Annotated in this window: 7 protein-coding genes; 6 read left to right on the top strand and 1 reads right to left on the bottom strand. The window is 54.0% G+C overall.

Features of this window, described 5'->3' with window-relative positions; genetic code table 11:
- Positions 1-307: 307 nt before the first annotated feature.
- A complete protein-coding gene (locus E9954_RS12415; protein ID WP_136079483.1) occupies positions 308-688 on the bottom strand; it encodes a hypothetical protein in 381 nt (126 codons plus the stop codon).
- A 79-nt stretch (positions 689-767) separates the two neighbouring features.
- Between E9954_RS12415 and E9954_RS12410 the strand changes: the two genes are divergently transcribed.
- The 6 genes from E9954_RS12410 (at position 768) to E9954_RS12385 (ending at position 14,178) form a co-directional block, all read left to right on the top strand.
- Positions 768-2,219: a sulfatase-like hydrolase/transferase gene (locus tag E9954_RS12410; RefSeq protein WP_136079482.1), complete on the top strand. Its 1,452-nt coding sequence runs from the start codon at positions 768-770 to the stop codon at positions 2,217-2,219.
- A gap of 35 nt (positions 2,220-2,254) precedes the next feature.
- Complete coding sequence (locus tag E9954_RS12405) at positions 2,255-3,820, top strand: sulfatase-like hydrolase/transferase (protein WP_168442202.1); 1,566 nt, start codon at positions 2,255-2,257, stop codon at positions 3,818-3,820.
- 116 nt (positions 3,821-3,936) lie between these two features.
- Positions 3,937-6,501 (top strand): outer membrane protein assembly factor BamB family protein, encoded by a 2,565-nt coding sequence (locus tag E9954_RS12400; RefSeq protein ID WP_168442201.1) that lies wholly within the window; start codon positions 3,937-3,939, stop codon positions 6,499-6,501.
- A 158-nt stretch (positions 6,502-6,659) separates the two neighbouring features.
- The gene (locus E9954_RS12395) at positions 6,660-9,674 is read left to right on the top strand and encodes an HzsA-related protein (RefSeq protein ID WP_168442200.1); all 3,015 of its coding nucleotides are present in this window, start codon (positions 6,660-6,662) and stop codon (positions 9,672-9,674) included.
- A gap of 35 nt (positions 9,675-9,709) precedes the next feature.
- The gene (locus tag E9954_RS12390) at positions 9,710-10,645 is read left to right on the top strand and encodes a beta-propeller domain-containing protein (protein WP_136079478.1); all 936 of its coding nucleotides are present in this window, start codon (positions 9,710-9,712) and stop codon (positions 10,643-10,645) included.
- Between the two features lie 452 nt (positions 10,646-11,097).
- Positions 11,098-14,178 carry a hypothetical protein gene (locus tag E9954_RS12385; RefSeq protein ID WP_168442199.1) on the top strand — a complete coding sequence of 1,027 codons (3,081 nt, stop codon included), beginning with the start codon at positions 11,098-11,100 and terminating at the stop codon, positions 14,176-14,178.
- Positions 14,179-14,214: the final 36 nt, after the last annotated feature.

Below are 14,214 nucleotides of genomic sequence, written 5' to 3'. Positions count from 1 at the left end.
CCTTGGAAGAGGAGAGCAGGGCAGGCAGGATGCCCGCGGTACAGTTTCCAATGCTTGGAACCCTCCTCGGGGCCACTCGGCTGTCCCTTTCGCCTACGCCAAGGCTCAAGGCTCCGGCGCGACACGCCAGCAACCAGCGGGCGCGGGTGGTGAAATCTGACCTGTTCATGGTGACCTGTAGCATTTGGGAGCTTATCCACCCGCTTTCGCTCGATTGCACAGATTTACGGGACGACAACTCTCTTCTGCCGACCCAAGTCTTAATCTGTGAAAATCTGCGTAATCTGTGGATTCCTCCTCCGGCGGATCAGCCGTTGGCTGAAAAAACAGCTCCGCATCGTCCCATCATTTTGTCGTCAAATGATTTTGTCATCATCAGTTGCCGCATCGTGCCGAGTTCAACTCGGCGATCCTCTTGTTTCCAATGTCTGGAACCTTTTTTTCCAATGCTGAACCACTTCCTGGCGGTCGTTATTTTGTTTCCAACAAAATTGCCGCTCTCTGCGATCGCTTCTTTTTGGGAATACAAAAAGCACTTTCGGCTACGCCTCAGGTATCTATCGCTACGCTTTCGGGGAAAACCTGGGGGGGCTACTTTGAGTTCTCTGCCCCGAAGTGTCGGGGTAATCACGCTCTCTTCGAGCGTCAGACCGGTTCCCTTCGACAAATTCACATCTTGATTCAACATAACGTTGCTGTTTGAGGCTCAATTTTATTGTTACTTTTTCCCACTTTAAGCTGAGATAATTTTAAGGAGTTTGAGTTTAATGAATGCAGCAATATCCAGGTGTCTCGGTCTGATTCTATTCTCTGTGTGTTTTCTCTCTCTTGCGACGCCTTCGGCGATTGCAAAACAACCGAACGTCCTCTTCATTTTCGTTGATGATCAGGGGTATTACGACCTCGGCTGCTATGGAGCAACGGAGGTTGAAACGCCGCGGATTGATGCGTTGGCGAAAAGCGGTGTGCGCTTTACTGATTTTTACTCGGCTGCGCCCATTTGCAGTCCTTCACGCGCCGGGCTCATTACGGGATGCTATCCGCGCCGGACGGGGAACGAGGTTTGGGTGCATCGTCCGGATGCAGAAGGGGGAATTCCCTCTGAGCGTTTGACCATCGCGGAGCTTTTTAAGGGCGCAGGCTATACCACCGCGTGTATTGGTAAGTGGCACCTGGGTTTTACGGAAGAATATCTGCCGCTGAATCAGGGCTTTGATCACCACTACGGAATTCTCCACAATATGGATTCGTTTGAGGTTTCGCACTTTGATGATAAAGGCGGAATTCCTTTTCTCCGTGATGGCGAAGTGCTTGAGCGTGGTGTGGGAGCGGATCAGCTCACGAAAAGATACACCGACGAGGCTATTGCGTGGATGGAGAAGGTATCTGGCGAAGGGAAGCCCTTCTTTCTTTATCTCCCGCATACCATGTTGCATGACCCATTGGGCGTGAGTCCGGAGTTTGTCGGAACCTCAAATTGGAAAAAATGTCAGGAGTATGGCGATGCAATTCAGGAGATGGATTTCCACACGGGCCGGCTACTGGATACACTGGCCCGATTGGGCATCTCAGATAATACGATCGTGGTGTATTCGTCCGATAATGGACGGGGGCCGGGGCGCAATGCCGATCAGCCAATTCGTGGCTTCAAGCTGACGACTTTTGAGGGCGGACTGCGCGTTCCCTTTATTGTGGCAGGTCCCAAGGTGCGTGAGGGTCATGAGTCAGACGTTGTGGCGCACATGATGGATTGCTATCCGACACTGGCCTCGCTGGCGGGTATCCGGGTTCCAGAGGACGTTATTCTTGATGGTCGCGATTTGAGTGCTCTATTGGCCGGGAAAACCGATGAGATCCCCGCGTTTGATGCCTCCGTTTCTTTGAATGCGGATGTTCCGCTTCGTCGTCCATTCCATCTGGGGTATGAGTGGTCGGAATATTTTACGCAGGAGGAGTATTTGAACGCCTTCTTTTATCATGGCTCTCAGGGGGCGCTTGCCGCAGTCCGTTATGGCCCGTGGAAGTTGTATCTGAACCCCACACTGAAATTGTTTAACCTCAATCGTGATCCAGGAGAACGGAATGAGGTGAAGGTGGGGTGGCCGTCAGAAGCTATGATGGAGTCGACGGACCCGGAGGATGTTGAACAGGTGAGGGTTTGGAATGTGAAAACCAAACTGCGCGGAATGGCGATCCGGTTCCAGGAAGAGATGCATTAATACTCTGATTTCTGACACGATGGATGGAGAATAGAATGAAGAAGCAAATTTGGATATTTGGAGTTGTTTCAGTTGTGAGCGCAATCCTGCTGGCAGGCACGGCGCAGGCACGGCCGAATTTTTTGATTATCGTCGCCGATGATTTGAATCATGACAGCCCGGGGTTTTCCGGGGTCGGGGTTGCCCCGGATGTGACTCCAAACCTGGATCGTCTGGCCAGCCAGAGCTACTATATTGAAAACGGGTTTTCTACGGTCGCGGTCTGTCAGCCTTCCCGGCAGTCGATGTTAACGGGCCGTTATCCCGGGAAGTATGGCGGCAAGGGATTCTTTCCGATTGGCAATGAGGTGGAAACCGTTACGGCGAGGCTCAAGAAGCATGGGTATATAACGGCAACGCTGCACAAGGTCCATCATATGCTGCCTGTGGAAAATTTCGCCTGGGATTATACCGCGCAGCAGTTTGGGATCGAGGAAAAGGATTTCATCGTTGGTCGATCGCCCGACTTGTTTTACAAGTCGGTAAGCCAGATCGCGGAGCTGTCCAGAGAGCGAGAATCCCCGTTCATCTTTGTGGCGAATTCCGCCGATCCCCATCGTCCGTTCTCCGGGAACGCGAAGGAGGAAAAGAAGTTTATGCCGACCGGTTATCAGGAGATCCCACCCCCGTCGCGCACCTATTCACCGGAGGAGATCAACGTGCAGGCGGTTCTTCCGGATCTGCCGGGAGTACGCCAGGAGTTGGCCTATTATGCAAATTCGGTGCGGCGGCTCGATGATACGGTGGGTGCCTGCATGAAAGCGCTTCGCGACTCGGATGTGGAGGGGCAGACCGTGGTTGTCTTTGTGGCGGATAATGGAATGGCACTTCCGTTCGGGAAGTTTGACTGCTACTTGGACAGCAATAAAACGCCCATTCTTTTCCGGCTTCCCGACGGGTTGGGAGCGGGGAAGAAAAACTCGAACGCCCTCGTTTCGCTGATCGACATTACGCCGACGCTTTTGGAGTTGGCGCAGCTCCCCCCTATGGAAGGGATTGACGGAAACTCTCTGGTTCCAGTTTTTCAGGCCGCTGAAGAAGGCAAGATGTCCAGCTTCAGGGATTACGTTGTTACATTTCGGCACGAGGATATCTTCTATGCCAACTATATAAAGATGTTCTCGGAAGGGAATCCTGGCTTTCTCGATGGCTTAAAAGCAAAGGGTTGGCGGTTGCGCCACGATCATCCGAGCCCCGGAACCTATTCGTTGGATCGCAATATGAGAATGATCTTTGATGGGCGTTATTCCTATATCTATAACCATTGGAGAATGCATGGCAAGAAGCGGGTAACTCACCCTTCTAATATGACGTTTGATGCCATGTTGAAGGGCGCAAAGTCCGATCCGATACTTGCGGAGCGGTTGGATTCCTTCATGTATCGGGCTCCTGAAGAACTCTACGATTATACGAAAGACCGGGGCGCACGGAAAAACCTGATGGGTTCTCCTGAATATCGCGGGGTTTCTGAAAGGTTGAAAAAAGAGCTGCTGGATTGGATGCAGCGCAACGATGATCCGCAGATTAATGATTTTTCCTCCGATGCTGGGTTGATTCGTTAGAGAGAGGGCGGGGTAGCTTTAGTTTTTGGTGAGTCGGAGAGAAGACGGTATGTGCTTTGTAAAAAGAGAGGTTGATTATGAGAACGTTGGGTTTTGTGTTTTTCGCGGGGTGTTTTGTGGCAAATTTAAATCTTTTTGCGCAGGTGAAAACCGGAGTAGAGGAAATTGATGCGGCTCGCCTTAGCGTGAAGAGTGCGCCGACAAACGATCAAAACGCCCAGCATCGTCAATCGGTACTGTTTTCGTGGTTTCGTCACATGATCAATCGGGGCGTCGATCTGCAGAGTATGGACGAATTGGGGTTTACTCTTGCTCATTGGGGCGTTGTTAAGCCAAAGAATTATCATCTGCTGGATGAGGCCTATGCCTTGATGGAAAACCTGCAGGGAAACCCGGTTTATATCGAAGAGATTCGCGGGCCTGGAGCCGCCCCGGACAAGGACGTGACCGATTGGCCGTTCTTTGGCGGGAGTCCCCAGCAGGCGGGGCTGTCGAAGGACACGGGGCCGATGACCGGCGAAGTGGCGTGGAAATTTCCAACCGGGCACTCCTACTACGCGCCGGCCGCCGTCGAGAATGGCCGGGTTTATATTACCTCGCCCGGCATCCGGTCTCTCATGTACTGCCTGGATGAGGTGACTGGGGATGTCATCTGGAAAACAGAGCAGGACGGCCTGCAGATGTATGCTACCCCGCGAGGGGCCTCCAATGTGGAGATTCTGAAAGACCAGGTGGTCATGCGGGCGACCAGTGGCAGCTGGGAATATGAGGAGCCCGTCAAGCACATCTTTTACATTGATAAAAAAACCGGTGAGATCCGTAATCAGATCGATGCAAACCGTGTGGATTATCGGAGAGGAGCCACGTCCGTTACCGCGACGGAAGAGGTGGTGGCCTATCCCTATGGCCGGGTGGATCTGAAGAACAAGCCGGGCACAACCATTATGCAGGACACCGTCCGGGTAAAAAATCGTAATGGTCGCGGTGGGTGGGCCCTCCGCACGGGCCAGCTGTTCGGTGAAATCGTCATCGACGACGACTTGGTCTTTGCTGGAACTGATTGCGGCTTTCTCTATGCCCTCAATCTGCGGGGGGGGAATCGGATGAAATGGAAGTATGAGGCGGGCTCCCCGATCCGCACGACGCCTGCGGTCGATAAAAATATCGTCGTGACGACCACGGAAAGCGGATGTCTTATTGGCCTCGACCGCTCCAGCGGAAAGGAACGCTGGCGCACACAACTTAATTCCGGTGAAGCCCGGGCATTCCAGCTGTTTTCCGCCCCGGCCATCAGCGATGGCAAGATATTTATTGGATCCGCCACCAAGGAACTCTACTGCGCGGATTTGGAGTCGGGCAAGCTCCTGTGGCGGGTGGCGGCGAGTGACTGGATTCGGTCCAAACCGTTGGTCATCAAGAATCGGGTTTACTTTGCGTCTCTGGATGGAACCGTCACAGCCTTAGAGTTTAATGATTCCGGAACCAAGCAGCTTTGGAGTGAACAAGCGGGCCACCACGAGATTTTTTCGGATCTGTCTGGAACCGAAAGCGGAATTCTTGTCAGCACCTCCGAGTTGTATCTGTACTCACTGAACCCTGAAAACGGAGCGGTGCAGTGGAGGCATAGCGTGGTCGAGTCCACCTACGAAGACGGCGAGAGAAGGATGGCCGATATCGTCGCCGGCGGCGGGGATTTCCAAAGTCCCCCAACCGTGAGCAACGGCAAGGTCTACGTCGGCACCCCCTCGCGCTTTGTTTTTGCGGTGGATGCCCAAACCGGTAAAAAGATCTGGCGGTTTGAAACGTCCGGACAGGTTTCCGGAGCCCCCAGCGTCTACAGGGGGCGGGTCTACTTTGGCCAGCAGGGCGGTAATGAGGAAATGTATTGTGTCGATGCAGAGACGGGAGATCCCGTCTGGTCGAGCAAGGTCGGCTGGGTCTGGTGCACCAGTACGCCCGATGATGAGCGGGTCTATACCGGAACCGTGGATGGACGGATCATCGCCCTTGATGTCGAGACTGGCGAAGAGGTGTGGGAATACCTGACGAATGGAGGCGTCTATCCTGCTCCGGCGGTTGATGACAAACGGGTCTATACCGGGGCGTGGGATGGACACTACTTTGCACTCGACAAGAAGACCGGCTTGCTGGACTGGGCCTATTCCTCCTTCCGAGGGGCCCCGGATTCCGCCGCGGGCGTTCTCTGGAAGGGCATGTACATTTGTCGCTCGTCGGGCGAGCTGTGTGCCTTGGACGCAAATACCGGGGAAATGTATTGGTCGTTTAAAGATCCGCGCTCTGGGCCGGGACGAATGACCGTCATGAACGCTACGCCCTCGAATTCGGGCGATTACACCTTCGTTTCCGCAACGATCGATCACGACGGGGCCGCCCTCGGCGGAACCTTGTATTGCCTGGACACCGCCACGGGAAAAGAACTCTGGCATTATAAGGGTGCCGGTGGCTGGACGGGCTCCTCCTGTACAGAGAAGACCGTCCTTTGCGGCTCCTCGACGGAATCCTTCGTCACCTGTCTGGATGTTGAACCCAATCCGGATGGTACGCCGAAAATTATCTGGCGCACGAAGATTGGCGGCATCCTGGAGGAGACCATCCCGGCCATCTCCGGAAACAGGGCCTATCTTCTCTGCTCCGATGGATATTTGTATGCCTTTGATTAGCATTTAAATGCAATACGTCAGAGCGTGCTGAAATAGTTAATGAAGGAGCAGTTCTTAAAACGAATCGGCGAGTGAGAGAGCTGGGATAGTGAAAGCGGAAGGCGGCCAGCGATGGCTGTCGAGCCGTGCTAAGGTACATGTCTTTAAATGGATTAAATATGACGATGTTGAAATGGCTGCTTTCTGGATTTCTAACCATATCCTTGTGTACTTTGGCCGCCTTTGCCGACAGCAAGCAGACGCCCACTACGGTTTCGGCGGATACCAACGCATCCGAACTGTTTCTGTCCGGCCAAGAGCTGGAGGGCATACGCATCCTGTGCGTCAAACGAGCGTGGCCGACGTGGAGCAAAAAGAAGGACAAAGACGTTCTGGATCACCTGGGTTTTCCGGTAAACCACGTCTGCCACTCGTCACTGTCGCGCGATTCCTATCAGAATGAAATTGGCATCTACGATCCGGCAACGAGGAGCTATAAAACGCTTTACAAGCCGGACGGAAACTACTTCGTCGGCCAGGTCGACCTGCACTGGCAGGCGGACAAATTCCTGTTCACCGAGTCCAACAGCACCAACTGGAAGATTTTTGAAATGAACATCGACGGTTCGGGGCTGCGGCAGGTCTCCCAGACCCCGGAGGATGTGAGCAGCTTTGATGCGTGTTACCTGCCGGGTGGGGGGATCGTCTTTGCCAGCGATGCACCCAAGCAGGGTGTGCCGTGCTGGCATGGCTGGCGAGGCCGCAAGGACCCCAAGAGGTATGTGGCGAACCTGTACAGGATGAATGCCGATGGCAGCGGTATGCGCCGTTTGTGCTACGATCAGGATCACGACCTGCATCCGTTTGTACGCAATGACGGGCAAGTCATGTTCAGCCGGTGGGATTATACGGGCATCAACCGGATATACATGAGGACCATCATGACGATGAACCCCGATGGAACCGGTCAGAAATCCATCTACGGCAGCAACCGGTGGTTTCCAAGTGGCTTTTACTATCCCCAGGAATTGCCCGGGCAAACGGGAACGTTTTTGGGCATTGTGGCCGGATACCACAAAAGCTGGCAATCCGGCAAACTCGCATTGCTGAACCTAAGTGACACGGACAATGCCCACGCCGGCACCACGCAGATCCACGGGCCGTGGGAGCCCCTGGAACCGGCCGTCCGGGATGGCTGGACCCACTCGAGCTGGCCGGAATTTATGACGCCGTCCTACATTACGAGTCGACACTATCTCACCTCGGCATGGGAATCGCCTGCAAACAAGAAGATTGGCATCTACCTGGCCGATGTAGACAACAATATCTCGCTCTTGCACGAAGAAGAGGGCTTTGCATTCCTGGAGCCCATTCCCATTCAACAACGAAAAGTACCACCGGTCATCCCCGAAGGGGTCAACCTGGATAAGGATGATGCCACCGTATACATCCAGGATGTGTACGTGGGGCCGGGATTAAAGGAGGTGCCCCGTGGAACCGTGAAAGATCTGCGCGTCATCGCCTATGACTTCGGCTATTCGCGTTTGGCCGGGACCGATAAGATCGGGCTGTCGGGGCCCTGGGAAGCCATGCGCATCCTCGGGACCGCGCCAGTGGAGTCAGACGGATCCGCCATGTTTAAGATTCCGGCCAATACGCCGGTGGCCTTTCAGCCGTTGGATGAAAACGGACGCGCGGTTCAGCTCATGCGTTCCTGGGTGACCGCCATGCCGGGCGAAACCATGTCGTGTGTTGGGTGCCACGAGTCGCCGGAAACAGCGCCGCTGTCCAGGCGGTCAATTGCCCTGCTCAAAGAACCCGAACCGCTGGCCGAATGGTATGGCCCCGCCCGCGGGTTTGATTTCGAACGCGAGGTGCAGCCCGTCCTCAATCGCTACTGCGTCAGCTGCCACAACGATGAGCAGCCACTGGATCTGCGCGCGGAAAAGTATTTTCCCGAGTATACCGGGCGCGTGCCGGGCACGTGGGATTACTTGCGCTTGCATCCGGACCTGAAAGCCAAATATGACAACAAGGTGTTGTACACCCCTGCCTATGAAGCGCTGCTGCCCTATATTCGGCGGGTGAATGTGGGCGATGATGTTTCGCTGCTGGAGCCCGGTGAATATCACGCCAACACCAGCGAACTGGTTCAGCTGTTGAAGGAAGGACACAAGGGCATTGAACTCGATCCGGAATCCTGGAGTCGGATCACGACCTGGATTGACATGAATGGCCCCTGTCACGGCACCTGGTACGATGTGTATAATGAGCCGGTTCCGGAAGATGACACGAACCGCAGATGGGAGCTGGCCGCTCTGTATGGCGGGCCGGCGGTGATCCCGGACCTCATTTCGGAAATGGATCCCTACGATGAAACCCCGGTTACGTTTCGTTATGAAGAAACAAAACCGCTCGAAAGAAAGCCGCTGAAGGACCTGCCGAAGCCGACCTGCAAATCGCTCGACCTGGGCAATGGGGTAAGCATTGATCTGGTGAATTTTGGCGCTGGATATTGGATGGGCTCCCGTGAGATCAGCAACGCCCAGTTCCGGCAGTTCGACCCGAACCACAGCAGCCGCTATTTTGGCAAGCGCCATGATGAAGAGAGCGATGGCAGTGGAAAGGGGTTGCCGCTGGACGAGGATCAGCAGCCGGCAGTGCGGGTTTCGTGGAACCGGGCCATGGCGTTTTGTGCGTGGCTGTCCGAACAGACCGGGATGAATGTAAGCCTGCCAACCGCCGCGCAATGGGAGCAGGCCTGCCTGGCGGGTGGCCGCGGCGAGTTCCATTACCCGGGAGACGATTTCTCTGCATACGAGAATATGGCGGACCGCACGTTTGCTACCTATGGACATAAGGGAGAGGACACGTTCGATCACTTCCAGGTGGCGGGGGATGTGGATATGATCATGTCTGAAGGGGTTGACCTCGCGGATAGAACGTTTGATGACGGAGCCTGCGTGACCGCACCCATCGGAAGTTACGCTCCCAACCGATTCGGATTGTACGATATGCACGGGAATGCTGCGGAATGGACGCGGTCTGCTTATGACGGCCAAGAAAAAACGGTCAAAGGCGGTTCGTATCTGGATCGCCCCGAGCGCTGTTCGGTTAGCGTTTCGCATGGCTATCCGGCATGGCATAACGTGTATAACGTCGGCTTTCGGATCATTGTCACCGAACGGCAATAACCCAACCCGGCTCTGACGGGCCAGAAAGAGGCACTATGAGAAAAACAGCCGCGCTGTCAGTCATTCTAATCTGTTCCGTAACAGCCGCTTTTGCACAACTGCCGCGGTTGTTAGTCGCCGGCGGAAATAAAGTATTTGTTCTGGAACCGGACAAAACGGTGAGCTGGGTTTACCAGGCAAACGCAGGCGGGTTATACGATGCCTGGCCGCTGGAATCAGGACATGTTCTGTTTTCGACACGATGTGGTGTTCATGAGGTCACGCCTCAAAAAAAGATTGTGTGGGAATATGTTTTGGAAAAGAAGAGAGGCGTGGAGATCGACGCCTGCCAGCCCTTGGAGAATGGCAATGTCTTAATGATTGATTCCGGTAATAATCGGCTAGTGGAGGTGAACAAGGACAACGACATTGTTGTCGAGGTGCCCCTGCCTTCTACATCCGAAAAAATTCATTGGCGCTATCGACTGGGCCGTAAAAACAGACGTGGGAACTATCTGGTTGCCATGCTTCCTGACAAAATAATCGAAGTGGATGCCGCCGGCAAACTCCACCGGGAGATTGACTTAAAACGGTATGGAAAGCCGCAGGGTCAAGGCATGTTGCACAGTTTCGAAGTTCTTGAACTGGACGATGGAAACCTGCTGGTTTCAACTGGGTTTGATGGCCGGTGGCTTGAAATCGATGCAGACGGCAACGCCGTGTGGGAGTTTTCTAAACAGACTCATCCTGACATTGAGATCTGTTTTGCCGGGGGGGCGCAACAGCTGGAGAATGGCAATTTTATCTTGTGTAATGCGGATTATCATACAACCGATCCCGAACAGCAGAAGGTGCAGCTGCTGGAGGTTACTCCCGATCATAAGATCGTCAACCGCGTGCTGTTTGACGAGTTAGCTCCGCTTATTCAATTAAATAAGGAGAAGGGCAAAAATATGGATTATATCCATTTGATTGGGGCGAAACCTTTTTAACCGCAGGAGCTGTGTCGCCCCGCCCTTGGGGCTGACTCTGGGTGTCGCAAGGTCGAGCCGGGGGCATCCCGCCGTACGCCGCCTTCCCGCGCTCGAATGTCCCGATGATGCCGTGCTGCCGAACTTATTCGCCAGCTGGCATTTCCGCGTCGGCCACATTTGAAATGCCGTTTTTCAGGCAGAAAGGTTGAGTCTTCGGGGGCGACATGCAGATTCTTCCGACGAACGGGGAACTCGCCGTCACCGTTTACCTTCCATATGCGCAACGGAGGGATTAGCCGGCGGCGCGGGCGATCTCTTCGAGCGTCAGGCCGGTTCCCTTCAACAAATTCACATCTTGATTCAACGCAATCAAGCTGTGGTCGCGACAGGCGGAATTGTAGTTTCTAGGTCCTAAATAGAGTTTTAGGGTGAACGGTATGAACGCCGTGTTTAATTCGATGAGGAAACAAATGATGCGCTGGAATAGTTCGAAACTTCTTTGTGTGGCGATGGTGGTGGGAGCGGGGTTCTTGACGCAGGCAACCGAGGCTGTCTCTCCCCCGGCCGATCATCGCAATTACGCGTTTCTTGATGGGGAGATCTCACAGGAGGTGCTGGAAAATTACCTCTCCCGTGCGATTACCATTGCGGAATGTCTGCATTCAAACGGCTTGTACAATAGTGGGATGCCCTATGAGGATTCGGATGATGATCTCCGCATGATTCTGAATACCGGGGCCAAATTTGTCGGCCGATCCATTTTTCAGTGGGACAAACCGGCTCTGTTTAATGAGCCCGGCTGGCTCGCCGCAGCGAAGACGAAAATGGAAGCGGTCCATCAGGAGGATCCCACCGTTATTTTTCAGGCCGCAATCTTTGAGAGTGTCACTGACAAAGTAAATGTCGTCCCGATCCCGGACTGGGTGTTTGAAGAATTCGGAATGAGCGTGGAACAACGGAACTTCAACTATGAAGCGATGCTCAATCTCAATGGGAACTATGTGGCCGGGACCCCGGGATGGGACAAGGGCTTTAGTGTTCCGGATATTACTCGCTTGGAAACGCAGCTGTTCTTTTACTTTATGGCCAGGCAGTACATCGATATCGGGATCGAGGCCATTCACTGGGGGCAAATGTCGCTCATGGCCATGGGGGACCACAATAATGATTATACCGCCTGGCAGACGGTGCTGGGCAAAGTTCGGGCGTATGCCCGCGACCACGCCCGGCGAGGCACGGTCCTGTGTGACGCACACATGTCCAACTATGGCCTGAAGACGGCAGATGGTCATTTCCTGTGTGACTTTTCCTCATTCCCCTTGCGGGTGAAAGAGGACCTTGCCAACGAGGGCGGCGGGCTGCTGGAAGTGGGGCATATTAGCTCGATTTACGGGAAAACTCCGGGCGGAATCACTCCCAGCGGATGGTCCTGCAAACGCATTCCCTATCTGGTCGAGTTTGATAACTTCGGAGGTGTGCTCAATCCCGGGGTTCCTGACCTCAACAGCCATTGGGTTTGGGGCTATGACGAAATAAGCTGGTTTGGGTCACTGGATGAGGCCCGTCGCAACGAATTTCTGCGCTATGCCTTCAGCTGGTTGAAGAAGCATGACAACATGGGATATCTGGAAATGCCGGGGAACCGGCGTCACAAACTCACGGTTGAGGGTAGTTGGTCACGCTTCCGGGCGAACTTGAAACAACACTGCTCGACCGGGACGGATCTGGAGGTTGTAATTAAAGAATTATGGAGTGCGGGTACGGTGGGATTCTGGCGTTTTGAGACGGGTGCCGTTACAAATGATTCCAGCGGGAACGGGTTGAATCTGACGCAACGGATTGCGGGTGCCTCCGGTGGCGGTTCCGGCTATCCAGAGGGAGTCGCCCGTAATGAATCCGGCGCAGGCTCTTTTTTATCGACCATTCCTCAGACCGTGGCGGCGAACACCGGGGTTTCATATTTTAACGCCAAAGGGAACCATTGGGCCGTTGCCGATACGAACCTCTTTGATTTCGGAGGCGGCGGTTTCACATTCGAAACGTTCGTGACGCCATCGGATCAGGGCTTTCAGCAGGTTGCAATAAAGGACGAAGAGTGGAAGGTTAGCATTCATAGCGCCAATGGACTTCTGACTGTGTCGCTATGGGATAGCGCAACCAATGACTGGGTGGATGCGAAGAATACATTTGATGGAAATACGACCTTTGCGACGGGGAAAGATTTTTATATTGCCGCGGTTGTGGATCCGGGCGATACCGATACCGCACTGACACTCTATTATCGGAACCTGACCGATGGGGGAGATTTGTTGAGCGTGGATACAACGATTGCCGGATTAAATTCTATCAATAATACAACGAATGATTTCTTGCTGAATGGTTCGCAAAACTTCCAGGCGGTGGACTATATGGATGAGGTTCGTTTGAGCTACGGGGCGCTGAGCCGGTCCGAGTTGCTTGCAACCGTGCCCGAACTCGGCTATTGGCGTTTTGAGCCAGGTGTCGCCACGCATGATTCCAGCGGAAACAGGTTGGATCTGACCCAACGGATTGCGGGTGCGCCTACTGGCGGTGCCGACTATCCAAAGGGTGTGGCTCGTCCTTCCACCGGCGACGGCGTGTATTTGCCGACCATCCCACAGAGTGGCGTGACGAACGCCGGGGTTTCTTTTTTTAATGCCAGGGGGAATCACTGGGCCGTTGGCGATACGAATCTGTTTGATTTCGGAGCCAACGCCTTTTCGTTCGAAGCGTTCGTAACGCCAACGGCGGGGAATGGTTTTCAAATCGTTGCCTCAAAGGCTGAAGAGTGGCGCGTAACTCTTCATGAAGGAACGGGTGACCTTATCTTTGGGATATGGGATACAGCCATCAGCAACTGGGCAACTGCGCAGGCCAAGCTCGATGGAACGAACTCTTTTGCGGGATCGGTTGATTATTACATTGGAGCCGTCGTGACACCGGGTGTGAGCAATACAGCGGTAACGCTCTATTACCAGAACCTGACCGATGGTGGGGATCTGTTGAGCGCTGAGAAAACCATTGCCGGGGTAAACTCTATTCAGAATACAACGAATTCTTTCTTGCTGAATGGTTCTGCAAACAACAAGGCGGTCCGCTACTTGGATGAGGTCCGTTTGAGCGCCGGGGCGCTGAGCCGGTCCGAGTTGCTGGTTGCTTCCATCGCCGTGGCCGACCCGGGCGGGTTTGATGCGTTTGTCGATCAGTATGACCTTTCCGGTGATCCGTCCGCCAATGCGGACAACGATGAACTCACCGACTGGGGCGAATATGTCTTTGGCGGAAATCCGACCAATTCGGGGGATATCGGAACGCAGCCTTCGTTTGATTCCGGGGACTACCTGTTCTCGATAGTTGGCGACAGCGCCCTGCAGTATTATGTGCTGACAACCACCAATTTGGTCGAGGGCAGTTGGGGAACCAATACCGGCCCCGTTGCGATTACCGACGAGAGCGGAGAGCTGGGCAGCTACAGCAATACAGTCGGAACCGCGGACGACCAACTGTTCATTAAGCTGCTGGTGGAATAAGAACCGATTTTTATATATTTACATTTATATGGAGGT

Source organism: Pontiella desulfatans (genome assembly GCF_900890425.1).
Lineage (GTDB): Bacteria > Verrucomicrobiota > Kiritimatiellia > Kiritimatiellales > Pontiellaceae > Pontiella > Pontiella desulfatans.
The sequence above is the reverse complement of the archived record's forward strand: the minus strand, read 5'-3'. Positions and strand labels throughout refer to the sequence as shown.

What these genes read in the sequence shown, in the direction of transcription:
- E9954_RS12405 (WP_168442202.1), top strand. Translation starts at nt 2,255, where the DNA reads ATGAAGAAGCAAATTTGGATATTTGGAGTTGTTTCAGTTGTGAGCGCA.
- E9954_RS12410 (WP_136079482.1), top strand. Translation starts at nt 768, where the DNA reads ATGAATGCAGCAATATCCAGGTGTCTCGGTCTGATTCTATTCTCTGTG.
- E9954_RS12390 (WP_136079478.1), top strand. Translation starts at nt 9,710, where the DNA reads ATGAGAAAAACAGCCGCGCTGTCAGTCATTCTAATCTGTTCCGTAACA.
- E9954_RS12415 (WP_136079483.1), bottom strand. Translation starts at nt 688, where the DNA reads ATGTTGAATCAAGATGTGAATTTGTCGAAGGGAACCGGTCTGACGCTC.
- E9954_RS12385 (WP_168442199.1), top strand. Translation starts at nt 11,098, where the DNA reads ATGATGCGCTGGAATAGTTCGAAACTTCTTTGTGTGGCGATGGTGGTG.
- E9954_RS12395 (WP_168442200.1), top strand. Translation starts at nt 6,660, where the DNA reads ATGACGATGTTGAAATGGCTGCTTTCTGGATTTCTAACCATATCCTTG.